Source organism: Bradyrhizobium sp. WSM3983 (assembly GCF_000473045.1).
Lineage (GTDB): Bacteria > Pseudomonadota > Alphaproteobacteria > Rhizobiales > Xanthobacteraceae > Bradyrhizobium.
In genome coordinates, this window is record NZ_AXAY01000028.1 from 1 (window position 1) to 23,087 (window position 23,087).

Genomic DNA, 23,087 nt, shown 5'->3' on the forward strand with positions numbered 1-23,087 from the left:
TGAGCTGCTGCCGGTTTGATGGACACCCGGTTAAGCTAATCCCACCTTGCGCTCGAACTCAACAGGGCTGAGGTATCCGATCGTCGAATGACGCCGGACGGCGTTATAGAACCGCTCGATGTAGTCGAACACATCTGCTCTTGCCTCGTTCCTGGTTCGATAGGTCTTGCGCTCGGTGCGCTCGGTCTTCAACGACGAGAAGAAGCTCTCCATCGCGGCGTTGTCCCACACATTGCCGGACCGGCTCATGCTGCAAACGATGCCGCTGTCAGCCATCAAGCGCTGGAACTGTTCGCTGACGTATTGGCTGCCGCGATCGGAATGATGCATCAAGGCATCCGGCTTGCCGCGCCGCCAGATGGCCATCAGAAGGCCGTCCGCAACCAACTGAGCTGTCATGCTGGCGCTCATCGACCAGCCGACCACCCGGCGCGAGAATAGGTCGATCACGGCCGACACATAGAGCCAGCCCTCGGCGGTCCAGATGTAGGTGAAGTCGGCGATCCACTTCTGGTTCGGCCGCTCGGCCACAAACTGACGATCCAGAAGATTCGCCGGCACGTTCGCTATCTGGCGATTGCCTTCGTCCTTCGGCAGGCGCCGGCGCCTTGGCCGCGCCCGTAAGGCCTGCAGGCGCATCAGCCGCTCGATCCGATGCAGACCGCAGTCGACGCCGTCCGCCAGAAGGTCTCTCCAGACGCGCCGTGCGCCGTAGGTCCGGTCGCTGGCAAGGAAGCTTGCCTTGATCCGCTGGCCTACCGTCTCGTCGCTTCGGGATCTGGCGCTGGGCGATCGGTTCAGCCAGGCATGGAAGCCCGACCGCGACACGCCCATTGCTTCGCATAGCCATGCCACCGGCCAGATATTCCGGTGCTTCGCGATGAAGACGAACTTCATGTCGCTTCCTTCGCGAAGTAGGCAGCGGCCTTTTTTAGGATGTCCCGCTCTGCCTTCAGCTTGGTGACCTCGCGCCGCAGCCGCTCGATTTCCAATTGCTCAGGCTTCATCTGCCCGTGGCCGGGGAAGGCCTGCACAGGGTCGGAGCCGAACTCCTTCACCCATTTGCGCAGCACGTTCTCATGCACGCCCAGGTCTCGGCCCGCTTGCGCCACCGACACCCCGCGCTCCCTGACAAGCTTGACCGCCTCAACCTTGAACTCTCGACTGAACTTCCGTCTCTGCATGACAACCTCCGGCTTCATGAAACACCCAATCTTGGTGTCCATCAAACCGGCAGCAGCTCAAGGCACCCTTCCCGTGGATTGGGGAGGGGACATGCGGGACATTGCTGGAAATTTCGGCGAGTGATGGTGGGCACGGCGCTTCTCGCCTTTGCCCACCCTACGAGATCTCGCTAGTCTATCGTACGAGCAAGCTATCGTAGAGTGGGAAAAGCGACTTGTCCGCCGTAGCTCGAAGAGCGAAGGCGGAAGCGTGCCCACCACCTCTGACTACAACACCTTCACCGTCGATCGCGACGATGCGCAAGCTCGGCTTCAGTGTCTTTTCCAGTTGCGTCTTCAATTCTTGAACGCGCGGGTCGGTCGAGCGCGCGGCGCAGGCCGCGTATTGATGAACGGATTGCGCCAATGCGCGCCGCGCTTCCGGCGTGCGCGTCACGTCAGGCTTTGAAAGCCGCAAGACGATCGCGGCGAGATTGACCAGCATCTCGTCCAGGGCGAGGTCGATGGTCGCAAGTTTTCCCATGGCACACTCCCTGGCAAGACATTCTGCGAAGGCAACGGAGGGTGCAGGGATGCGTTCCGGAGCGGGGCGAAGATGGCTAACGCTTCGTAAACAGCTTGTTCTTGCCGATCGCCGCGCTGACAGCTCGAGGCTGATCGCGGCCGTCAGGAAGATCGGCCGAGTCGAATAGGTTCCAGCGGAGTTTTCACATTTTTTTGTTGGGCCAGAACCTGTCCGCGTCTCATTGATTGGCGAGAATTCGAGAGACTCGGAAGGGATCCTGACATGACAACACAGCGAATTGCGCTGGGTGTGGCGCTTGCGATTGGCGGCATCGTCGCGCAGAGCGCTGCGTCCGCCGAAGAATATCGCGGAACCATGGAGCAGCAGATGGCCTGCACGCCGGATGTCTGGCGCCTGTGCAGCGACCAGATTCCGGATGTGAGCCGCATCACGGCCTGCCTGCGGCAAAACACGCCGCAGCTCTCGAGCGGCTGCCGCGCGGTGTTCCAGTCCAACAATCAGATGCCGCCGCAGCAGCAGACCCCGCGCAATCGGGCTGCACCGCCGCCGCGCTATAACAATGCGCCGCCGCCACCTCTGCAGGCGCAGCCGCGGCCCTATGACGATGACGACGATTAGCGCTGGCCGGAGTATGATCCGGAAACGTGCGCAGGACGACGGTGCCGTAGGGTGGGCAAAGCGAAGCGTGCCCACCAATCCCCTGCAATATTGTTGAAAGATGGTGGGCACGGCGCAAGTGCGCCTTTGCCCACCCTACGAGATCTCGCTACGCCGCGAGATCTGCGACGATGCGGTCGTGCCGCCTCGTTCAGCGCTTCTCCTTGCTGTCCGACCCAGGTCGATGTCCGAGCGCTGTTCGCATGAGGACACCGAAGAGTATCGCTGCGACGGGCCAATGGAACCAGATCTTGTGCGCGCCTGTGAACAGATTGATCAGGATCAGAAAGACCGACACCGTGAGGGCCGCTGCAACGGGGCGGGGCAGCTTGGCCAGCCATCCCGAGACGACACCCATCCACGAGGATGGCTCGTGCCTGTCGCCCGTCCGCAGGCGACCGGCTTCCTCGCGCCGAGTTGGGCTTTCGTTGACCGCGAAGCTTCCGCGCCCGGCGGTTTGGCCGCCCAAGGTCAGACGATAGCTCGTCACCGGAGCAATGTTCTTCATGGGTCGCTGGCCGAGACAGTCGAAGCCAACGGACAGCTTGTTGTGCACCTGATCGTAGACGGAGCTCGAGATCACGACGCCGCCGGGGTCGGCGAGTTCTTGCAGCCGTGACGCGATATTGACCCCGTCGCCATAGATGTCGGAGCCGTCCACCATGACATCTCCGAGGTTGATGCCGATGCGAAACCGCATCGGGTTCACGTGAGGCGGGTCCGTATCCTGATTGGAAATTTCCTGCTGGATCTCGACCGCGCATTGCACGGCCTCGACGACGCTGGCGAATTCGGCGATGACGGCATCGCCCCAGGTATTCACGATGCGGCCGTCATGGCGCTCCACCAATCCCGCAATGGCAGTGCGGTAGCGGCGGAGCGTCTCCAGCGTTCCCGTCTCGTCTGCTTCCATGAGGCGAGAATAGCCGTGCACGTCAGCGCACAGCACCGTGGTCAGTCGTCGTTTCACCTTGTCGTCGGTCATCGGCCATATGGTAGCCTCCCTAACGCATCTGCATCAAGCGTCGCATCCGGTGCCATGGCCGTTTCGCGACCAGTGCCGGCCCCAAACCCGTCACAACCGTGCAACGAATTGCAGTCCGCCGAGTTGATTGCGGTCGAAAATTTTCGGATTGGAGGGAATGGCATGTCTGTGACCAAAATTCCTGGAGCGCGTGTCGTGATCGGCGCTGCGATATTGCTCGGTGCGCCTGCAATGGCCGCGCCGGTCACGCCTCTGTCCGGGGCCGCCAGGCCGACGGTGCAGGAGGGCGATTTGGCCCAAGATCGGGCCCAAGATTTGGCTCAAGATCTGGCCCAAGCACGTTTCGGCTGGTGGCGCCATGGCTGGGGCCATTGGCATAGCGCACGCTATCGCTGCCGTCCCTACTGCGGTTGGGGCGGCTAGCTCGCGAGATCAGCTAAATTTCGGACTTTGCCGGCCCATCACTTCAGCTGGCGCAGTGTGTTGGTACGTCTGAAGTTGGGGGTGGACCGGACGCCGCCGGCTAACTGCGAGAATGTCGAGACTGACCCAGAGCGGACGATGCGTGATGCCGATGCCGCGCACTCGCTTTCGCCGTCACTCAATGGGAAAATTGAGCAGCGAGGAAACTCCGCATCTCCTGGACTGACTGGGCGGCCGCGGTGGGATCATATTTGAGCCAATGTCCGAGATATTCCCTGCCATCGGCGAAGGCGGGGGAATTAAAGGCGTGATAGGCACCGGGATAGACGATCAATTTTACGGGTGCTCCCCTGTCGGCCCGCCGCTTCATCCAACGCTCGCAGTCCGTCGCGGGCGTCCAGTCGTCGAGTTCGCCGATCATGATTAATGCAGGAACGATGAGTTCCTCGGAGGCGACGCCGCAAAGCGGGTAGTAGGCCACGGCGGCCTTGAACTTTCGATCCCGGGGGACGTCAAAGATTTCGGCCTGATGATTCGACGCCAACTGCAGCGCAACCATTGCACCCTGCGAATATCCAATAACCGCGATACGTTGAGAATCGACGAAGGGAAGACTGGAAAGATAGGATAGCGCGCCTAAAGCATCACCTTGGCGGGTAAGCAGCAGGCCCGGCGTCACCTGGGTGCAGGCGTTCTTGATGCCACGGGTCGCAAAGCTATCCAGCATAAGCGACACATAGTCCCGCGCGTTGTACCTTCGGGCGTCTTCTGAAAGTCCATCGCATCCGTGGAGATACACAATGGCGGAAAACGGGCCGTCGCCCTCAGGTTTCGACAGGTAACCCTCAATCGTTTCAGACGCTGCTTTCGACGTTTCGCTACGTTCGCGCGCCAGGCGCTGCTGGAGTTGGCCGACGTGAACGGGAGCACTTTCGAACCTGACCAATTCTCCCGCCAAGGTGGCGGCGTTGGTGGAAAGGTATGCAACGAACACTGCTACACCGAGACATGCTTTGGCTCGTGTAACCATTTTCCTTCCCTCCGGTTCCCGAACGGAGTCAGCGTAGCAGGCTCATGTCCGCCCATCCACACCGTAAGTCTAAGAACTGCACGGACACTTATGGCCGGCGTAAACGAACGAACGCCTGTCCTCGTGTCGGCTTTCAGGGGGGGACCGGAAATGGTCGACGCGCGGCCAAATCGACGCGAATGGCCCAACTCGGACCACGAGCGACGTCGGCATTTCTGCGGCTGTCGGAATTATAGCGGGCATCAAGTGCGCCAGATCTGCGCGCCGCGATTTATAGGTTTCACGCCCGCCTGATCTAAGGTCTGTGCTCGCAGACATCGACCCATTCCGCCGCGGTCAGCTCGGCCAACCGCTTCGGCGTGATACGCACCGCGCTGTGGGTTGAGCCGGCGGCCGGCACCACTATGTCAAACGCCTTCAGCGAAACGTCGCAATAGACCGGCAGCGGTGATTTCAGCCCGAACGGACAGACGCCGCCGACCTCGTGGCCGGTGATCTCGGCGACCTCTTCCAGCCCCAGCATCTTCGGCTTGCCACCGAACGCAGCCTTGACCTTCTTGTTGTCCATACGTGAGGTGCCGGCGGCGACGATCAGGATCACACGCTCGCCGATGCGCAAGGACAGCGTCTTGGCGATCATCCCGGGCTCGACGCCATAGGCTTCCGCAGCCAGCGTCACGGTCGCCGAGCTGATCGGGGATTCCATGACGGAGATGTCGGGGGCTTTCTCGGCGAAGAAGGCGCGAACGGATTCCAGGCTCATTCCAGTCAGCTCATCGGGGACTTGCGGGCGGGCGGCGATGCCTAAGTTATCCCTGGGTCATCCTTAGACGATCCCGGCTAGCTCCGAAAGCGAACGGACGCGATGATCCGGCACAAAGCCGAGCTCATCCATCTGGGTGCGGATCGCCCTAAACATGGTCAGCGGCGCCACGAGTTCGTTCTCGACACAAGCCAGCGCCATGGCCTCCGGCGTCACCCGTTCGATCCAGGCGACGTTGAGCCCGAACGCTTTCGCGCCGGCCACGTCCCAGGGATTGGAGGAGACGAACAGCACCTCATCCGGCGCGGTGCCGAGCATCTCGCCGATCAGCTCATAGGCCTGCGGGTCGGGCTTGAAGATCTTCTTCGTATCGACGCTGATGGTGGCATCGAGCAGGCGGTCGAGGCCGGAATTGCGCACCAGCGCGTTCAGCATGTCAGGGCTGCCGTTGGAGAGAATGGCAAGCTTTCGCGGTTTCAATGCGGTGAGCGCGGCCGTCGCGTCGGAATAAAGATCGAGATGCAGATACTTTTCGATGACGCGCTCGAACGCCTCGTTCTCATAGGCAAGCCCGAGCACGCGCAGCGTATAGGCCAGCGAGTCGCGCGTGACGGCAGAAAAATCCTGGTAGCGCTGCATCAGCGAGCGCAACCAGGTGTATTCGAGCTGCTTGATCCGCCAGACCTGCGTGATGATCTCGCCATAGCCCGGAAACGCATCCTCGGTGATGTCAGCGACCGACTGGATGTCATAGAGCGTTCCGTAGGCGTCGAAGACGACGGCTTTGAGGTTCATCGGCTGTCCTTCGGGCCGTTGTGGTCACAAAAATTCCGCTTGGGGGGTGCCGCATCATCGTCAGCTTACCAAGCACAGCGGAAGTCTGCCACTGCAAGCGTAATCAGCGGCTCGTGACCCAGGCGGGCCTTGTTTCCATGCGCCCATTTTGCCGATCAAGCCGGCAGGCGCATACAAGCAAAACCGCTAGGCCGGTAAAGACGGCAGCAGGCCCACAGTGCTTCTTCTATCCGAATAGTTTGAGGAGCGGACGGTTCAATTGCAGTTCGTGCGAGAGCCCCCGACGGGCTTCTTGTCGCTCTCCGAGGAAACGCAGACGCTGCTTAGGTCGCCCTCAGGAGGTGGGACTTGATCTGCCAATACAAAGCTACCTGATGCGCCGGCCGGCATTCTGAGCTTTCTGGTGATTCTGAATTTGTCCGGCTGCGTATAGGGTTGATAATCACCAAAATTGATTCTGACGCCGCGCGACATGCCGGTAATCCTGAGGTCTCCCGCGTCGACCAAGGTCGCCAGCCCCGCACTCCCTGGCAAGACTGAATAATTTTTCACCGGCAGAGCCGACACGACTGATCCCAGGTCGATTTGCGCAATCCCAAGTGGGTAATCTCCCAAAACGTTGCGCCACAGCAGTTCGCCCAGCCCTTCCTTCGGCAGCTGGATTGTGTTCCGAACTGGCCGATCCGGAGAATGGCGCAGCCCCGGCACGCTGAACGTTCCCGCACTGTGTTTGCCGCCAATCTCATCTGCGGGCCGCCCGAACAACAGCGTAGCTGCTTCCTGCGCGCTGCCGTCCTTCAAGGTCGTCTCCGTTGGTGGGATCAGACATCCCGTGTATGCGGTGAACCGAATCTTGTCGCGCGGGATCCCCATCACGCCGACAAGAGGCTTGCCACGGGGTTGAGGCCCAATCGCACCGCCTGCGGGACTGCGGCCGGCGTCTCCGGCTTTTTCGGCGGCGGTGTCCGCATGAGCAACGACACCGACAACGCGTTCGGTTGCACCTATGACATCCCAGATGGTCGCCCCATCGCTCACCAAGGCCAGGTAGAGCGGTTCGGGTCCCGGAGTGACTTCGACGGTTACTACTGAAGTCACCCGGTCCTGGCTCCCGACCCAGGCGTTCGATAGCGCTCTGCCTTCTCTGGCACCGACAACCACCAGGCGCGCGTCGCGCGGTGGGTTGGGCACATTGCATCCAGCCACTGCTGCTTCAAGCCGCTGCTTGCGAGTCTCGGCTTCACGCGCGCGCTGTGTCGCCTGGCGGGCTTCATTCAGCCGCTTGCCGAATTCCATGGCCTCACTTGCGGAGATGCGACCATCGCGGTCCTGGTCCGTCAAATCGAACTGCTCGCGGACCGCTGCCTCGTACTCAGCGAGAGAGACGACCCCGTCTCCATTCGCGTCGAGCGTCATCGGAACAAGCTGGGTGGCGCTTTGCTGCCAGGAAATGCTCGCTTGCGCCGCTTGTCTAGCTCCCTCTTGCTGGATTTCGGCGGCACTGATGACGCCGTCATGATCGGTATCCGGTTTGAGGAGATCGGAGACGAGCTTGTCGAGCTGCGTACGAACCTGCTGAGGTGTCGGTTCAAGCTGTACACCGTTGGCATGGATCATCTGACGCGCCCGCGGCTTCATTGCCGCGGTAACTTCATCCGTTGTAACGGAGCCGTCGCCGTCAAGGTCGTAGATCAGGATCTGCGCGACGGCCTGCGATCGCCGCTGCGCCACCGAGATTTTGCGTAGATCTTCGATTCCCTGCGCGCTGACGCCACGCTCGTCGGGATTGCTCTGAAAAAATGCGATCAGCATCTGCGACCTGACTTGATCCCAAGTCGCCTGCGCGCGGATGGAGCCGCTCATCCGGGCGACGATCCAATCGTTATCGGCGGAAGCCTGCGTCGCCAGCACGCCCAGACACGTCGCAAGGAAGCCGATAAGGCAGGTCCTTTTCTGGGACAACGGGCCAACGACAGTTTTGACGAATGCTGCAATAATTGCGGTCACAAGGCGTCTCACGTGTTGATCCTAAAACGGGGAGGCTAAGTTTGTATGACGACGCTATGCTGCCATCTTGCCGCATCGTCTGCACCGACGAGCACCAGCGCAGCGTCGCAACGGCCTTGTATGACATGAACGTTCGGGCATCTTCATAGGATACACGCTACGCGCGAGGCGTTAGCCAAGCCCGGCACCATTCAATAAAGTTTTACGGAAGCAATGGACAAATTCGGACCAAGCCGGCCTCAGGGCGAGCTTCACGCTGCTGTCAGGGGCGGAGCAGACCTCGGACGAAGTGCCCGCAAGCTAGACGGTCGGCTGACGTCCTCGCCGCGTCCAGGTCGCCCGCTCGGCGAAGACCTGGCTGACCTCGGCCATGTGCTCTGTGCCCCACGAGCAGAGCGGCACGAGCGCCTGGGCGAGGCTGTGGCCCAAAGGGGTGAGGCTATAGTCCACCCGGGGCGGCACCTCCTTGTGGTCGGTCCGCTTCACCAGACCATCGGCCTCCAGTTCCTTGAGTTGCTGGATCAGCATCTTGTCGCTGACATCGCGCACGGCGCGCCGGAGTTCGCCATAGCGGGTCGGGCCGTCCTGGGCGAGGAAGTACAGGATCAGCGGCTTCCACTTGCCGGCGACGACCCGCAGGGTTGCGTCGAGGCCGCAGGTAAAGCCGGGCAAGGTCGGTGTGCAGCTCTGGACCGGTGGCGATGCTGGCGCAGGCGTGAAGGTTGGCTCTGAATGATCTGACGACATTTTTGGATACTTACCAAAAGGTGCATACTTGTCGTTAGGTGGGTATGCCGCCAGCTCAGTGCAACCTCAATGAAGGAGCACATCATGAGCAGACTACAAGGCAAGACGGCAGTCGTGACCGGCGGCGGAACGGGTATCGGATTTGGAGCCGCCCAACGGTTCGTTGACGAAGGCGCGTTCGTCTATCTCTTCGGGCGGCGGCAGGAGCCGCTCGATGCCGCCGTTGCGAAGCTCGGATCCTCGGCGCGCGCCGTCAGGGGTTCGGTGACCGATCTGTCCGACCTCGACAGGCTGTATGCGGCAGTGAAGGCCGAACGCGGCGGGCTCGACATTCTGTTTGCCAATGCCGGCACCGGCTTGTTTGCCCCGCTCGGCGAGATCACGCCCGAGCATTACGATCACATCTTCGATGTCAACGTGAAAGGGCTGGTGTTCACGGTGCAGAAAGCCCTGCCGCTGATGAAGCAGGGATCGTCGATCATCCTGACCGGTTCGAGCACGGGCGTGATGGGGACGCCGCAGTTCAGCATCTACAGCGCGACCAAGGCCGCGATCCGCAATCTGGCGCGGAGCTGGGCGCTGGACCTGCGCGGCACAGGCATCCGGGTCAATGTGCTGTCACCGGGGCCAACCAAGACGGAGCTGGCACTGGAGATCGTTGGCGAGGAAGCGTTCGATGCGCTCGGAAGCGCCACGCCCATCGGGCGCGTGGGCGATCCGGCAGAGACCGGGGCGGTGGCCGCGTTCCTGGCGTCGTCAGATAGCAGCTTCATGACCGGCGGCGAAGTTTTCGTCGACGGCGGTCTGGCGCAGGTCTGAGGCCTTTAGCGGTTGAGCATCAGGGCTTCGGTCCCCCGAAGCCCTCGATGTGCCGGGGCGATAAGTCCCGGCTAGACCAGGCCGTGTATCCATAAAACCGGACGCGTGATGCAACGAAGGCTAGGTCCGCTTTGCCCCTATAGGGACCAAGTTCGTGCGCAGCGCAATGTGTCGCATGCGCCAACCTGCACATGCGATGAAGGGAACTTCTGTGTAGCGCTGGACATCACAGGGGTGCTCCGTCAAAGCGGACGCGCGCGGCATGGATATCAGAATAACGACGGTCGGCCCAATCGATAAGGCTCGCCATCGGGTCCAGCAGGGATCGGCCTAGCGGGGAAAGGCAATATTCAACGCTCGGCGGCTTGGTCGGAAAGACATGGCGGGTGATGAGTCCGTCGCGCTCCAAGTCGCGCAGCGTCTGTGTGAGCATGCGCTTCGAGATGTCGCGGATGGCTCGGCGAAGCTCGCCGAAGCGCTGCGGTCGCGTCGCCAGGGTCATGATCATGAGTATGCTCCACTTGTCGCCGATGCAGTCGAGCACGTCGCGCACCGGGCAATGCACGGGCTCTACTGACTGGGCGTCGTCCGATTGATATCGGCTGAATCGCTCGATCGCGCTCAATGCGTCGCTCATGCCGGTCCCCTTTTTCTCTCCTGGTTACAAAAAACTGCCTCCTTACGGTGCAGGCCGGAGGTCTCTATGTGAGACCTACCCTAGAATATAGGCCATCTAGTCCCCGGAGAATACGCATGTTTCTAGTCACTGGAATTACAGGAAAAGTCGGCGGCGCAACGGCCAGGCATCTGTTGGCGCAAGGCAAGAAAGTACGCGCGCTGGTTCGCGACCGCGCGAAGGCGGCAAGCTGGACGGAGCAGGGCGTGGAACTGGTGGACGGCGACTGGAACGACACGGCCGCCATCGAGCGGGCGCTCAAGGGCGTCGACGGCGCGTTTGTGATGTTGCCGGCCGTCTGGGCCCCCTCGCCGGACTTCAAGGAAGCCAAGGGCGTCATCGCGAACTATGTCGAGGCGCTGACCAAGGCCGCGCCGCCGCGGGTCGTCGGGCTCTCGTCGATGGGGGCGAACCGGACCAGTGGGCTGGGGATTGTCACGGCCCTGTCGTTGCTGGAGCAAGGCCTTCGCAAACTGACATCGCCGATCGCCTTCGTGCGCGCTGGCGGGTTCTTCGAGAACTTCCTCTACGGCCTGCACGTCGCCCAGAGCGGCACGCTCCCAGTCTACTACAATCCGACCAGCCGAAAATCGACGATGGTCGCGACGAACGACATCGGCGCCGAGGTGGCGACGCTGCTGACCGGGCCGACGTGGTCGGGGCATCGCGTCATCGAACTTGGCTCGATGGTCAGCGCAGATGAAGTCGCAGCGCAACTGGGCGATGTCATGCAGCGCGAAGTCAAGGCCTTCGCTGTCCCGCGGGCCGAGTGGCCGGCAGCGTTCGAGCAGTTCGGCATCCCGAAGGGCCAAACCGGGCCGGCTGAAGCGATGTTCGAGGCCGTCAACGCGGGCTGGATGGACCTCGGCGTGGCCGGCACGGAGCACGTCGCCGGCACAACGCTTCCCCGCGATGTCTTCGCGGCGGCCCACAAAGCCGCCACGGCGTAGGTCTGCGGATCAGCGATGAGATGCGACTTTCGGACCTGCTCCGGAAATTCGCATCTCCTTCGGAATGAATGCGTCGCGGCCGGCCGTCTCTTGGCCAGACCCACACCGGTCCTTCGCGGCGGCCCATCAGAAAAGGTTGAACAAATGTCAAAGATTTCCTGGCGCCAAGTCCCGGCCTTGGCACTGGCCGCTTTCTTCGTCGTGGGATCGCTCAGCAACATCTTGGCCCCTGCGTCTATCTACGAGGAATATCTGCGGTGGGGATACCCGCATTGGTTCCATTTCGTGACCGGATCGCTGGAACTCACGACGGCCGTTCTGCTGGCGCAGGCACGGACGCGGCTGTGGGGCTCCGCGCTCGGCTGCGCCGTGATGTTAGCGGCGCTCGCGACCGTCACCCTCCACGGCGAATACGGGCACGGGGTAGCGCCGTTTATCGTGGCGATACTATCGATAGTCGTCGGCTGGCTCGCCTGGCGGAAGCCGCTCCCCAGCTCGGCATGATTGGCGCCACTGGCAAGTTAATGAGTCCGCGTCCTAGATTCCAAGAATCTTCCGCGCGTTGGCCTTCAGCACCTTCGGCCGGACCTCGTCGCGGATGTCGATCTTGGCGAAGTCCGACAGCCAGCGGTCCGGCGTGATCACCGGCCAGTCTCCAAGGCTGCGGTGTCCGGGACGGTCGGCGGATGCTTGTGCGGAGCAATGCCGCTTGTCGTTCACGCTTCAGTCCTGCCGGTAGGGCTGCGCTTCTGTGCCGACGGGTGTCTTGATCCGGAACCAGGCGACGTACAACGCGGGCAGGAACAACAACGTCAGCACCGTGCCGACGATGATGCCGCCCATCATCGCATATGCCATAGGTCCCCAGAATATTTCGCTCGCAATCGGGATCAGCGCAAGGCTGGCCGCCAAGGCCGTCAGCATGATTGGCCGCATCCGGTGTTCGGTCGCTTCCACTACGGCATCCCACGCGGACTGCCCTTCGTCGCGCAAATGTTCGATCTGCACGATCAGGATCACCGAGTTACGGATCAGGATGCCGATCAGCGCCAACACCCCGAGGATGGCGACGAAACCGAGCGGCGCCCGGCTCGGCAGCAATGCGGCGACGACGCCGATCAGGGCCAGCGGCGCAACGGCGGACACCAGGAATAGTTGCTGGAAGCTTTGCAGCTGGAGCATCAGGAGCGTCGCCATGATGAACAGCATCAGCGGAATCACGGCGAGGATCGGTGCCTGGCTCTTGGTGCTCTCCTCGACGCTGCCGCCGATCGCCAGCGAATAACCGGGCGGCAGTTTTGCGGTGAATTCCGCGAGCTTCGGCTTGAGTTGATCGACGATTGTCGCCGCCTGCACGGAGTCCAGAATGCCTGCTTTCAGCGTAATGGTCGGCAGACGCGATCGCCGCCAGATCGTGGGATCCTCGATCGCGTAGCGCAGCGTGGCCACGGCGGCGAGCGGCACCGCTTGGCCATTGGTACCGGACAATTGCAGATCGCGCAGCGTTTCGATCGAACGGCGTTCGGCGGCCTTGGCTCGCCCGAGCACCTTGATCAGATAGATGTCGTCGCGCACCTGGGTGACGTTGGTGCCGTCCAGCACGCCGTTCAACGCCGTCGCGATGTCTTCGGAGGAGACCCCGAGCTGGCGCGCCTTGTCCTGCAGCACATCGACCTTGACGACGCGCGCTGGTTCCGCCCAGTCGAATACCACCTCGCCCAGATGCGGATTGCTGCTCAGGATGCCCGCCAGTTGCCGGGACGATTCCCGCACCGCGGCGACGTCGGGACCGCTCATGCGGAACTGCACCGGCCGACCGACCGGTGGCCCGATGTCGAGCAGCTTCACGAAAGCGTCGGTGCCCGGGAACGTCTTCTTCAAATAGGCCTGCAATTCCGTCTTGAGGCGGTCTCTCACCTCAAGGCTCTTGGTGACGATCACGACCTGGCCGAATGCCAGATCGGCCGGCTGAACATCGAAGGACAGCACGAAGCGCGGCGCGCCCTGTCCCACATAACTCGACCAGTGAGCGACCGCTGGATTGCCCTTGAGCGCTTCCCGCTCGAAACGGGCTATCTGTGCAGAGGTTTCGGCGATCGAACTGTTCAGCGGCAGGTTCATGTCGACGATCAGCTCGTTGCGGTCGGATGCCGGAAAAAACTGCTGCTGCACGAAGCCCATGCCGGCCAGCGACAAGCCGAATACCGCAAGCGTGACCGCGATGGTCGCCCAGCGCCAGCGCATGCAGACGCCGAGAATGCGTGAGAAGCCGCGATCCAATCGTCCCTTTTGCCCGTGATGGCCCTTCATCGCATCCGGCAGGATGGTGACACCCAGCAGCGGCGTGAACAACACCGCGACGATCCACGACACGACGAGCGATACCGCGATGACGACAAAAAGCGTGAAGGTGAACTCGCCGGCACTGCTGTCGTTCAGGCCGATCGGAATGAATCCGGCGACCGTGACCAGCGTTCCCGTCAGCATCGGAAACGCCGTGGAGGTATAGACGTAGGTCGCCGCCTTTTTCAGCGTCTCGCCCACTTCCAGCCGCGCCACCATCATCTCGACCGCGATCATGGCATCGTCCACCAGCAGGCCGAGCGCGATGATCAGCGCGCCCAGCGAGATGCGCTGGAGCGAGATGCCGGCAGCTGCCATGACCAGGAAGGTGATCGCGAGCACCAGCGGAATAGAGATCGCAACGACGAGGCCCGCCCGCACGCCCAGGCTGAGGAAGCTGATGGCGAGCACGATCACGACGGCTTCGAACAGCGCCTTGGTGAAGCCGGAGACCGCATGGTCCACGATCACCGGCTGATCCGACACCAGATGCACGCCGACGCCGACCGGCAGGTCGGCCACCACCGTGGCCATTTCCTTCTTCAGCGCTGCGCCGAATTGCAGCAGATTGGCGCCGGCCTTCATGCCGATGGCGAGCCCGATCGCCGGCTCTCCGCCGACGCGGAACAGCTTGGTCGGGGGATCGGAGTAGCCCCGCGTGATCGTGGCGACGTCGGTCAACGGGAAAAACCGGTCGTTGACCCGAAGATTGACCGCCTTCAGGCTGGCCTCGGACGTGAAGTGTCCGCCTACACGGACGCTGATCCGCTCCGGTCCCGCCTGGAAAACGCCCGATGGCGCGATTGCATTTTGCTCCTGCAGCGAGGTCAAGATCGCGCGCTCATCGAGGCCCAATGCAGCGATCTTGCGGGTGGAAAATTCGAGGTAGATCACCTCATCCTGCGCGCCGATCGTGTCCACGCGGCCGATATTCGGCACGGTCAGAACCCTGGAACGGACGTACTCCACCTGGTCGCGCAACTGGCGCTGGCTCAGCCCGTCGCTCGTGAATGCATAGATGTTGCCGAAGACGTCGCCGAACCTGTCATTGAACGCCGGCCCGATCACGCCTTGCGGAAACTCGCCCTTGATGTCGTTGATCATGTTGCGCACGCGCAGCCAGGTCGGAACCACGTCCCGCGCCTTGGTGCTTGCGCGAAGATTGACATAGACGGTCGTCTGTCCGGCGACCGTCAGACTCTTCGTGTAGTCGAGCGATTCCAGCTCTTCGAGCTTCTTCTCGATCCGCTCGGTGACCTGACGCGTCATCTCGTCGGCGGACGCGCCGGGCCATTGCGCCGAAACCAGCATGGTCTTGATGGTAAACGCAGGATCCTCCTCGCGGCCCAGTTGCAGGTACGAGAACAGCCCTGCGGCCATGAACGCGATCATGAAATACCAGACCAGCGAACGATGCTCGAGCGCCCAGTCCGAGAGGTTGAACGACTTCATGGTCAGCTTCCTTATCGATAACGGACCTTCTGGCCATCGGCGAGGCTGTGCACACCCGCGGTCACCACGCGCAAGCCGGTCTCGACGCCGGCGACGACGCGCACGCCGCCACTATCGTCCGGCTCGCTCGTGATCTCACGCAGCGCGACAGTGCTTTTGGCCGGATCGACCAGCCACACGAACGTCTTGGCGTCTTTGGCGAGAATGGCCGAAAGCGGCAGTCGCAGCACCGGCCGGCTGCTGGTGACGGCCGTGGTTACCGTCGTCCCCAGCCGGAACGTCGTGGGCGGGTTGTCGAGCGTGATACGAACGCGCCGCGAACGCGTCACTGCGTCGGCCTGCGGCGCGATCTCGCGGGCTTTGCCCTCGGCCCGGATTTCGGGATCGAGCTGAAGGCTGACCGTAAAAGGCTGGCCGATCTGCAGCGTGTCGGCCACGTCGTCGGCGACATCGACGACCGCTTCGCGGATTTCGGGCCGCGCGACAGTCACGACGGCCTGGCCGGACGAGACGACCTGGCCGACCTCCGCACCGACCGCGGTTACGATGCCGGCGAATTCTGCCTTCAATTGCGCGTAGCCTAGATTCTCGCGCGCCTTGGTCAGATCGGCCTCTTCGCGTGCCAGGGTGGCTTGCGCAGAGGCGGTGGCCTGCTCGGCACTTTCCATGTCTGCTTGGCTGATCACCTGGGTCTTGAGCAACGTGCGCTGGCGTTCTTCGAAACCGCTGGCGTTGGTCAATTTGGCCTGACCACTCGCCACGTCCGCAACCGCAGAACGCACCGCAAGCTCCAGCGAGGTGGGATCGATCGCCGCTACCGTTTGTCCTTTCTCGACCGTGTCGCCGACATGCACCGGGCGCGCGATCAGCCGTCCTTGCACGCGGAAGCTCAGATCGGTCTTGAACCGCGGCTCCACGGTTCCGACGATGCTGCCATCCTCGGCCTGCACCGGCGTAATGATGCTCGACAACACCGGGCGCACCGGGAGCGATACGGCCGTTTCGTCCTGGCATCCGGCCGTCACCACGCAGACGGCAAGCGCCGCACCGATACGAATTCCGCGCTCGATCATGACGCACCCTCCGCGCTGAAGGTCACTATCTGTCCCGGGCTCAGCAGTTTGCCGCCATCGGTAACGACGCGGTCGCCGGGCTGAACGCCGCTCTTGATCACGATGATACCGGTGTCGTAACTGTCGACGGCGATCGGCTTCAGCGACACCGTCTTGCGCTCGGGGTCGACCACCCAGACCGCGGGCGCGGCGCCGGCGACCGCCAGCGCGCTCCATGGCACAACGATCCGGTCCCGCGGCGTCCACCGCACCGTTCCCGAGACCGCGCTTCCCAGCGTCATCTTCGCTGGCGGGCTATCGATCGCTATCTTGACCCGCACCGTTCCCGTCTTCGGATCGATGGTGGCTGCGACTTCGCGGGTCCGTCCTTGCGCAGTAACGGCCGGATCCGACACCAGCGCCAACGTGATGGCACTGGTCTCCGGCTGTTCGAAGAAGATCGATTCATAGACATCGAAAACGGCGTCGCGGGCGCCGTCATGCGCCAGCGTGAATGCCGACTGCGCCGTCTGGGCGACCTGGCCGACCTCGAGATTGCGCGCCGTGATCACGCCCGGGGACTCGGCGCGCAGCTCGGTATAGCTCAAATTGTCCTTCGCGGTGCCGACCTCTGCCTTGGCGGACTCGAGCGATGCCTGCGCCTTGCGCAAGTCCTCTTGGGCCTGTTCGAACGTCGAGCGGGTGGTGAAGCCCTGCGCAAACAAGGTGTTCTGTCGCGTGAAGGTGGCCGACGTGACCCGGACCTCGGTCTCGGCGCCGGCGACCTTCGCGACCGCCGCTTCGAGATCGGCCTGCTGCTGATTGGTATCCAGGCGCGCCAGCACGTCGCCGGCGTTCACATGCGCTCCCACATCCACCAGCCGCTCGGTCACCCGGCCGCTGACGCGGAAGGAGAGTTCAGCGAGGACCCGGGCCTGAACGTCGCCCGTCAGCGTGGCCGACCGCTGGCGATCTTGAAGCCGCGCTTTTTCGGTGTGGACCAGCGTCGGTGGTTTGGACGACACATCGCTTCCATCGTTGCAGCCCATGAGCGAGGCCGCGACGGACAACAGACAGGCGATTGGGAAGCCAGGCCGATAGCCACTTCTTGAGCCACATCGAACGCGATGAGTCATTGCGAACTCGCTCAGGTCGGCGAAACACGGCGAACTACCGCGGTACGTAAGCGACTATTCCTCCGCGCCAGGCTAGTAGCAGGGCGGGTAGGGTTAATATCCGCACTGTGGTCTGGCGTAATAAGCGCCTGCAGCAGCAGCACCGACGCCAACTACCGCCGCGCCTCGGGCGACGGGATAGCCACGATGGACATGATGATGGACATGGCGCCCGGCGCCACCGACCCCGACACCGGGGCGTCCTACCCCGCCGGCTCCGACCCCGGGCCGACCGGCGCCTCCTGGACCACCAAACCCGCCACCTCCACGGCCGGGCCTGGCAAACGCGTCAGAGGAAAGAGACACGATGAACACGACGCCCATAACCGCGGCTACCAGTGAAAAAACGCTTCGACGAGACATGGTAATACCTTTCCTTGGGAGCAAAATCGTTCGTTCAGCTCGGCCGCTCTTAAGGGATATTGAAGCACGCTTGCCTGCAGCCCTGTCGAAACATGCTTCGCATCGTTCAGCGGCGACCGACGCGGTTGACCGGACCGCCACGATTGACAGGTGTGCCAACGCCTACTCCAACGCCCGCACGACCAACGCCTGCTCCAGCGCCTGCACGACCGACTCCCACTCCAGGGCCGCCGACCCCACCAACCCCACGTCCGGGGCGCGCAAAGGCGTCGGAAGAAACCATTGAAAGAGAAGCGATGACGGCAATGGCGGAAAGCGCGATGACATTCCGGATAGACATGATGGATCCTTTCCTGTGCCAGTTGTCATGGAGACAGTCTGCGACGCCGGACCTGCATTCAGGAAATCGGCGTTCATTGGATAGTTTCGGCGAGCAGACATGTTGATCTCGATCAATGTTCGTGCGGCGCAAATTATTTCGCGCCGTCGTAATCTCAGGCGATGCAGCGCCTGTAGATATGCGCGCGTGCCGGATCGGCGACCGGACTGAAGGATGGGTCGCATCCGAGCGGCACCGGCCTAGTTGGAGCAGGCGAGGTTTCGGTCGAAGGCGACAATCTTCGATTTTTCTCGACCACGCTCTCTTGGGTCTGGCGATCATGCCTGTTGGCTTCGAGACAGGCTGGATCGCAATAGGGCCAGTCCTGGTTGGGGGCTGTCCTTTCCCGCTTGTCGCTCAGGCGACGGTCCTGGACGATCTTCTTGCCGGCGGTCGCCAAAGGCGCCCACATCGCGGCGAACCTGTCGGCCGCGTCGACATGGGGCACGACGGCGCCGCTGTCTTCGACGAGGCCGGTGGCGACGCCAGGAGCATCGCCCGGAACGAAGGCTACGAACATTCCGGCACAGAATGTCGCAGCCATGATGGCCACGGTTTTCCCCTTCATGCTCCGATCCTTTCTTGTGAGACTTCCGTTGCAGTCGGCCGGAGCCGATGCGGCAGAAAACGGAAAGAGAAAGAGTTAGGCATCCGACATGGCGGCGCGGGATCGGAACACGTCCTTGAACAATCTCTGCATCACCAGCCTGTCTGCCTCGGCAACGCGGTTCAGAAAATCCCGGTCTGCGTCTTGGCGAGCAGCGGGCCGCAGCGGCTCCGAATGTCTCGAGACGCTATCAGCCAATTCACCCCGAAAGCTGGCGATGCACATTGCCATGTCGCGTCCCCCTGTTGTGTTGCTGTTCTTCTTCACGGGGAGACTAGGATCGTCGCGACACGCGACTCCAGTGTCCGTCGGTAATGATCGGTATCCGAAACGTAAAGCGGCCTATACGTCGGTATAGCTCGGGAATTTTCGCGTAGCGGCGCGCCCCGCGAAGCGGGGACTTGGCGCGTTTTTGAGATGAAGCGGCAGAAACGGTGCCGGATCGGGGCTCAGCAAACCCCGGGAGACCTGAGTGCTTTGTTCAGGTGCCGGATCAGGCATTCCTCGCTAAAAGGTTTGCAGAGGAAGCCGGACGCTCCAGCTCCTAGAACTCGCGCGCGAATCTTTTCTTCGGAAAACGCGGTCATGAAAATGATCGGCGTATGGCAGCCGTCGGCGATCAACCGCTCCTGCAGGTCCGCTCCGCTCATGCCACCCGGCATCTGCAGATCGGTGATCACGCAGGATGAGCTCTCGAGACAGTCGGACTGCAGATACTCCTCGGCGGAAGCGAAGGTGGCGACGGCGTAGCCGAGCGACCGAATGAGGGCCTCGATGGCCTCTCGATTAGGTTCGTCATCGTCGACGATGGAAATCAACGGAACCTTCAACGCGTGAGTCCTTGCCGGGATTGGATACGTCGCTGTCTAAGGGCGAATCTCGCCACTGTGCATCGGGAAGCACGAGGAACCAAGTCCGAAGGAATATACATGAGTATACGGGGAAACTATCTTGGCTTGCCGCGAACGCCCAATGCCTCCGCCATCGCCACCAGCTCGGCGAGCGATTTGGCGCCCATCTTTTTCATGACGCTGCCGCGGCGGACTTTCACTGTGATCTCGCTGACCCCGATCTCGCCCGCGATCTGCTTGTTCATCAGACCGGAGGTCACGAGGCGCATGATCTCTTGCTCGCGCGGAGTCAAAGAATCGAAACGCGACGTCAGTCCGGCGACCTCGCTCGCGTCCTCGCGTCGTTTCCGGTCCAGTTCGAGGCCAGCGCGTACTGCGTCCAGCATGTCCTGGTCACGAAATGGCTTGGGCAAAAACTCCACCGCGCCGGCCTTCATGGCCCGCACGGTCATCGGTATGTCGCCGTGACCGGTCATGAAGACGATCGGGATGTGAATGTTCGCTTTGGCTAGTTCTGCTTGAAAATCCAATCCACTGGGGCCGGGCAGCCGAACGTCGAGCACCAGGCAACTGGCGACATCGGGGCGCCTGCTCGCGAGGAACTCCGGGGCGGAGGCGAATAGCTCGACTTGCAATCCGACCGATCGAAAGAGGCTGCTGAGTGCGTCGCGCTGGGACGCTTCGTCGTCGATGACGAAGACGGCCGGCTGGAGCTTGAGGTGGTCCTCTCTCATGCGCTGTCCGCCGTTTCGATCGGAAGAACGACGCGAAACACCGTGCCGTGCGGATGAGCCGCCGACGCCGAGAGATTGCCTCCATGAGATTCAATGATCGACCGGCAGATTGTGAGGCCCATCCCCATGCCCTGGGGCTTCGTCGTAAAGAACGGGTTGAAGATGCGCCGATGGTTTTCCTGATCGATTCCCTGCCCGGAGTCCTCGACGGTGATCAAGACGCCATCAGTTTTGCTGGTCGCCGATTTTACGCGCAGTGTTCGCGCGCGATCGTCGACTGTATTCATGGCTTCCATCGCGTTTGTGATCAGGTTGGCGATCACCTGCTGGAGCTGCGCCCGGTCCGCCAGCACCCTTAACGGCTCCGGGATTAGCTCTAACTGGACAAGAACCTTGTTCATTCGCAACTCCGAATCCAGAAGCGTGAGTGTTTCGCGGACCAGCCGGTTGAGGTCCAGCGACGCTTCCCGACTGTCGTTCTTGAACATCGCCCGAATGCCCACGATGATCTGGCTCGCCCGGTTGCCCTCCCTCACGATGCGCTCGAACGCGGCGCGTACTTCGTGAATGTCCGGCTCTGGATTCGAGAGCCAGCGCAGACCCGCGCTGCCATTCGTTACGATCGCATTCAGCGGTTGGTTGATTTCGTGCGCGATCGAAGCGGCCATCTGCCCGGCGGCAGTGAGGCTGCTGACCCGCGCGAGCTCGGACTGCGTCGCCCGGAGTGCGTCCTCGGAACGCTTGCGAATCAGCGCTTGGGCCATCACCTCTCCAATGGCTTTGATGCGCGCGACGAACTCGTCCGGCCATTCCCGGCCGGATCGGAACGCAACAAGGGCTATCATCGCAACCACGTTGCCGCCCACGGTCAGCGGAATCAGAAGCTGCGGGACAATGTCGCGTTGGCGATAGTGCTCTTCAACGGCCCGGCTGACCGGAGCGGGATAATCGTCCCATGATCGAAATGCTATGGTACGCCCGGAGAATAGCTCTTTCTCAAACCATTTTCTGAATCCCGTGATCCTGCCAAGCGGAACCGTTTCCAGACCTTTGGCCGCCGCCGAGCACAGAATGGAAAGATCGCCTCTCTCGCTGAACTCCCCAAAGGTAGCGCGAGCAAAGCCCAGAAACTCGTAGAGTCGCTTCAGCGCGGTTTCGATTTCCGTGACCACCTCGTCAGCGGCAACGTTGGCGAAGCGGGACGAGAGATCAAAGCGCAGACGTTCAAACGCCAGGAGTTCGTCCAACGAGGGATCAGACGCGCGGCTCTTCGCGGCGATCTTCTTGCCGCGGGAAACTCCCTCCATTTTGGATCGCGACCGCAAGCGCTCTCCCCCTGGGCAGCCGTCCGCCGGACGCGGCCCGGCCAGACGTCCGACGCCGGACTGGGACGCTAGGTGTTTATCACCTTCCGCGCTGCGGGCCTATCGCTGAAGGGGCTAAGCGCCTCCGCCAATTCATGGCTACACGCCTAGATCCCGAGCAGCTTGCGCGCATTCGCCTTCAGCACCTTGGGCCGAATTTCCTCGCGGATGTCGATCTTGGCGAAGTCCGACAGCCAGCGGTCCGGCGTGATCACCGGCCAGTCGGAGCCGAACAGCATCTTGTCCTGCAGGATCGAGTTGATGTAGCGCACCAGGATCGGCGGGAAATATTTCGGCGACCAGCCGGAGAGGTCGATATAGACGTTCGGCTTGTGGGTCGCGACCGACAGCGCCTCTTCCTGCCAGGGGAAGGAGGGATGGGCGAGGATGATCTTGAGGTCGGGGAAATCAGCCGCAACGTCGTCCATGTACATCGGGTTGGAATATTTCAGCCGCATGCCCATGCCGCCCGGCATGCCCGAGCCGACGCCGGTCTGCCCGGTGTGGAACAGCGCGATCGCGCCGCCATTGTTGATCTCTTCGTAGAGCGGATAGGCCATGCGGTCGTTGGCGTAGAAGCCCTGCATGGTCGGATGGAATTTGAAGCCGCGGACACCGTATTCCTCGATCAGCTTGCGCGCCTCGCGCGCGCCGAGCTTGCCCTTGTGCGGGTCGATCGAGACGAAGGGGATGAGGACGTCGAGATGGTCGGAGGCGGCCTCGATCATCTCGTAATTGTTGTAGCGGCGGAAGCCGGTCTCGCGCTCGGCATCGACCGGAAAGATCACCGCGGCGATGTTCTTGGAGCGGTAGTAGGCCGCGGTCTCCGGCACGGTCGGCGGATGCTTGTTCGGCGACTTGAAATAGTCCGCCATCTGCGCCTGGAAGTCGTCATAGCCGTCGTCGGGATGGCAGCCGCAGGGCTCCTCGGCATGGGTGTGGATGTCGATGGCGACGACGTCGTCGATATCAGGCAGCTTCAGCTTCGGCATTGGTGTCCTCCCGACGGGTTGCCAAATTGATTATATGATATAACGAAATTGGCAAGCTCGCGGGCGGAGTAAAACCGCGGCCTGACATGGCCTTGGCTCGAGTGGCCGCGCATGAACAGATCCGGCCGATCCGGCCGTTTCTACTGTGCATGGGGTTGTTTTCACGAATTTGCCGGTTCGGAACCGGGCAGTTAACATTGACATGACCTCCCG

The 23,087-nt window shown here is 62.1% G+C and carries 22 protein-coding genes and 2 pseudogenes; 5 read left to right on the forward strand and 19 right to left on the reverse strand.

The genetic code is table 11. From position 1 onward, the window contains the following. Window positions 1–30: 30 nt before the first annotated feature. Window positions 31–1,184 (reverse strand): IS3 family transposase gene (locus YUA_RS0130625; protein ID WP_156947059.1). Its coding sequence is split into 2 segments (ribosomal slippage): window positions 31–935 and window positions 935–1,184, totalling 1,155 coding nucleotides; the frame shifts between segments, so codons are not numbered across the junction. Between the two features lie 280 nt (window positions 1,185–1,464). Continuing rightward, window positions 1,465–1,707, reverse strand: a pseudogene (locus YUA_RS45540) (hypothetical protein); the annotation flags it as partial. A gap of 264 nt (window positions 1,708–1,971) precedes the next feature. Here YUA_RS45540 and YUA_RS0130640 point away from each other — a divergent pair. After that, window positions 1,972–2,328: a hypothetical protein gene (locus tag YUA_RS0130640; protein WP_027534121.1), complete on the forward strand. Its 357-nt coding sequence runs from the start codon at window positions 1,972–1,974 to the stop codon at window positions 2,326–2,328. A 190-nt stretch (window positions 2,329–2,518) separates the two neighbouring features. On the opposite strand, the gene YUA_RS0130645 is transcribed toward YUA_RS0130640, so the two are convergent. The 6 genes from YUA_RS0130645 to YUA_RS0130670 form a co-directional block, all read right to left on the reverse strand. Continuing rightward, on the reverse strand, window positions 2,519–3,352 hold the full coding sequence (locus YUA_RS0130645; protein ID WP_027534122.1) for an adenylate/guanylate cyclase domain-containing protein: 834 nt from the start codon (window positions 3,350–3,352) through the stop codon (window positions 2,519–2,521). Window positions 3,353–3,953: 601 nt separating this feature from the next. Then, window positions 3,954–4,805, reverse strand: a complete 852-nt coding sequence (locus YUA_RS0130650) for a dienelactone hydrolase family protein (RefSeq protein ID WP_027534123.1) — start codon at window positions 4,803–4,805, stop codon at window positions 3,954–3,956. A gap of 295 nt (window positions 4,806–5,100) precedes the next feature. Next, window positions 5,101–5,568, reverse strand: coding sequence for a YbaK/EbsC family protein (locus YUA_RS0130655; RefSeq protein ID WP_027534124.1), 468 nt, complete (start codon window positions 5,566–5,568; stop codon window positions 5,101–5,103). 63 nt (window positions 5,569–5,631) lie between these two features. Continuing rightward, a complete protein-coding gene (locus YUA_RS0130660) occupies window positions 5,632–6,363 on the reverse strand; it encodes a haloacid dehalogenase type II (protein WP_027534125.1) in 732 nt (243 codons plus the stop codon). 255 nt (window positions 6,364–6,618) lie between these two features. Next, a complete protein-coding gene (locus tag YUA_RS0130665) occupies window positions 6,619–8,370 on the reverse strand; it encodes a hypothetical protein (protein ID WP_156947354.1) in 1,752 nt (583 codons plus the stop codon). Window positions 8,371–8,670: 300 nt separating this feature from the next. After that, on the reverse strand, window positions 8,671–9,042 hold the full coding sequence (locus YUA_RS0130670; protein ID WP_027534127.1) for a helix-turn-helix domain-containing protein: 372 nt from the start codon (window positions 9,040–9,042) through the stop codon (window positions 8,671–8,673). Window positions 9,043–9,201: 159 nt separating this feature from the next. On the opposite strand from YUA_RS0130670, the gene YUA_RS0130675 reads away from it, so the two are divergent. Then, window positions 9,202–9,936: an SDR family NAD(P)-dependent oxidoreductase gene (locus YUA_RS0130675; RefSeq protein WP_027534128.1), complete on the forward strand. Its 735-nt coding sequence runs from the start codon at window positions 9,202–9,204 to the stop codon at window positions 9,934–9,936. A gap of 226 nt (window positions 9,937–10,162) precedes the next feature. Here YUA_RS0130675 and YUA_RS0130680 read toward each other — a convergent pair whose 3' ends face one another. Then, the gene (locus tag YUA_RS0130680) at window positions 10,163–10,573 is read right to left on the reverse strand and encodes a helix-turn-helix domain-containing protein (RefSeq protein ID WP_027534129.1); all 411 of its coding nucleotides are present in this window, start codon (window positions 10,571–10,573) and stop codon (window positions 10,163–10,165) included. A gap of 116 nt (window positions 10,574–10,689) precedes the next feature. Here YUA_RS0130680 and YUA_RS0130685 point away from each other — a divergent pair, with 116 nt between their 5' ends. Both YUA_RS0130685 and YUA_RS0130690 read left to right on the forward strand, forming a co-directional pair. Continuing rightward, complete coding sequence (locus tag YUA_RS0130685) at window positions 10,690–11,562, forward strand: NmrA family NAD(P)-binding protein (RefSeq protein ID WP_027534130.1); 873 nt, start codon at window positions 10,690–10,692, stop codon at window positions 11,560–11,562. Between the two features lie 144 nt (window positions 11,563–11,706). Further along, complete coding sequence (locus YUA_RS0130690; RefSeq protein ID WP_027534131.1) at window positions 11,707–12,066, forward strand: DoxX family protein; 360 nt, start codon at window positions 11,707–11,709, stop codon at window positions 12,064–12,066. A gap of 33 nt (window positions 12,067–12,099) precedes the next feature. On the opposite strand, the pseudogene YUA_RS50380 reads toward YUA_RS0130690, so the two are convergent. The 4 genes and pseudogenes from YUA_RS50380 to YUA_RS0130710 all read right to left on the reverse strand — a co-directional run. Continuing rightward, a pseudogene (locus YUA_RS50380) lies at window positions 12,100–12,216 on the reverse strand (amidohydrolase family protein); the annotation flags it as partial. Between the two features lie 69 nt (window positions 12,217–12,285). After that, complete coding sequence (locus YUA_RS0130700; protein WP_027534132.1) at window positions 12,286–15,357, reverse strand: efflux RND transporter permease subunit; 3,072 nt, start codon at window positions 15,355–15,357, stop codon at window positions 12,286–12,288. An 11-nt stretch (window positions 15,358–15,368) separates the two neighbouring features. Next, complete coding sequence (locus YUA_RS0130705; RefSeq protein WP_035972283.1) at window positions 15,369–16,430, reverse strand: efflux RND transporter periplasmic adaptor subunit; 1,062 nt, start codon at window positions 16,428–16,430, stop codon at window positions 15,369–15,371. Beyond that, window positions 16,427–17,434, reverse strand: a complete 1,008-nt coding sequence (locus YUA_RS0130710; protein ID WP_371259922.1) for an efflux RND transporter periplasmic adaptor subunit — start codon at window positions 17,432–17,434, stop codon at window positions 16,427–16,429. The genes YUA_RS0130705 and YUA_RS0130710 overlap by 4 nt, the downstream gene beginning before the upstream one ends. Window positions 17,435–17,731: 297 nt before the next feature. On the opposite strand from YUA_RS0130710, the gene YUA_RS50385 reads away from it, so the two are divergent. Continuing rightward, entirely contained in the window at window positions 17,732–17,926 is a 195-nt protein-coding gene (locus YUA_RS50385) for a hypothetical protein (protein WP_027534135.1), read from the forward strand. Between the two features lie 515 nt (window positions 17,927–18,441). Here the strand turns inward: YUA_RS50385 and YUA_RS0130725 are convergent. From YUA_RS0130725 to YUA_RS0130750, 6 genes are all read right to left on the reverse strand, one after another. Then, window positions 18,442–18,894 (reverse strand): hypothetical protein, encoded by a 453-nt coding sequence (locus YUA_RS0130725; RefSeq protein WP_027534136.1) that lies wholly within the window; start codon window positions 18,892–18,894, stop codon window positions 18,442–18,444. A 75-nt stretch (window positions 18,895–18,969) separates the two neighbouring features. Beyond that, window positions 18,970–19,200 carry a hypothetical protein gene (locus YUA_RS0130730; protein ID WP_027534137.1) on the reverse strand — a complete coding sequence of 77 codons (231 nt, stop codon included), beginning with the start codon at window positions 19,198–19,200 and terminating at the stop codon, window positions 18,970–18,972. A 182-nt stretch (window positions 19,201–19,382) separates the two neighbouring features. Then, window positions 19,383–19,763, reverse strand: coding sequence for a response regulator transcription factor (locus YUA_RS0130735; protein ID WP_245285306.1), 381 nt, complete (start codon window positions 19,761–19,763; stop codon window positions 19,383–19,385). A 116-nt stretch (window positions 19,764–19,879) separates the two neighbouring features. Further along, window positions 19,880–20,518 (reverse strand): response regulator transcription factor, encoded by a 639-nt coding sequence (locus YUA_RS0130740; protein ID WP_027534139.1) that lies wholly within the window; start codon window positions 20,516–20,518, stop codon window positions 19,880–19,882. After that, on the reverse strand, window positions 20,515–21,825 hold the full coding sequence (locus YUA_RS47165) for a sensor histidine kinase (RefSeq protein ID WP_051383475.1): 1,311 nt from the start codon (window positions 21,823–21,825) through the stop codon (window positions 20,515–20,517). The genes YUA_RS0130740 and YUA_RS47165 overlap by 4 nt, the downstream gene beginning before the upstream one ends. A 164-nt stretch (window positions 21,826–21,989) precedes the next feature. Then, window positions 21,990–22,874 carry an amidohydrolase family protein gene (locus YUA_RS0130750; RefSeq protein ID WP_027534140.1) on the reverse strand — a complete coding sequence of 295 codons (885 nt, stop codon included), beginning with the start codon at window positions 22,872–22,874 and terminating at the stop codon, window positions 21,990–21,992. Between the last annotated feature and the right edge of the window lie 213 nt (window positions 22,875–23,087).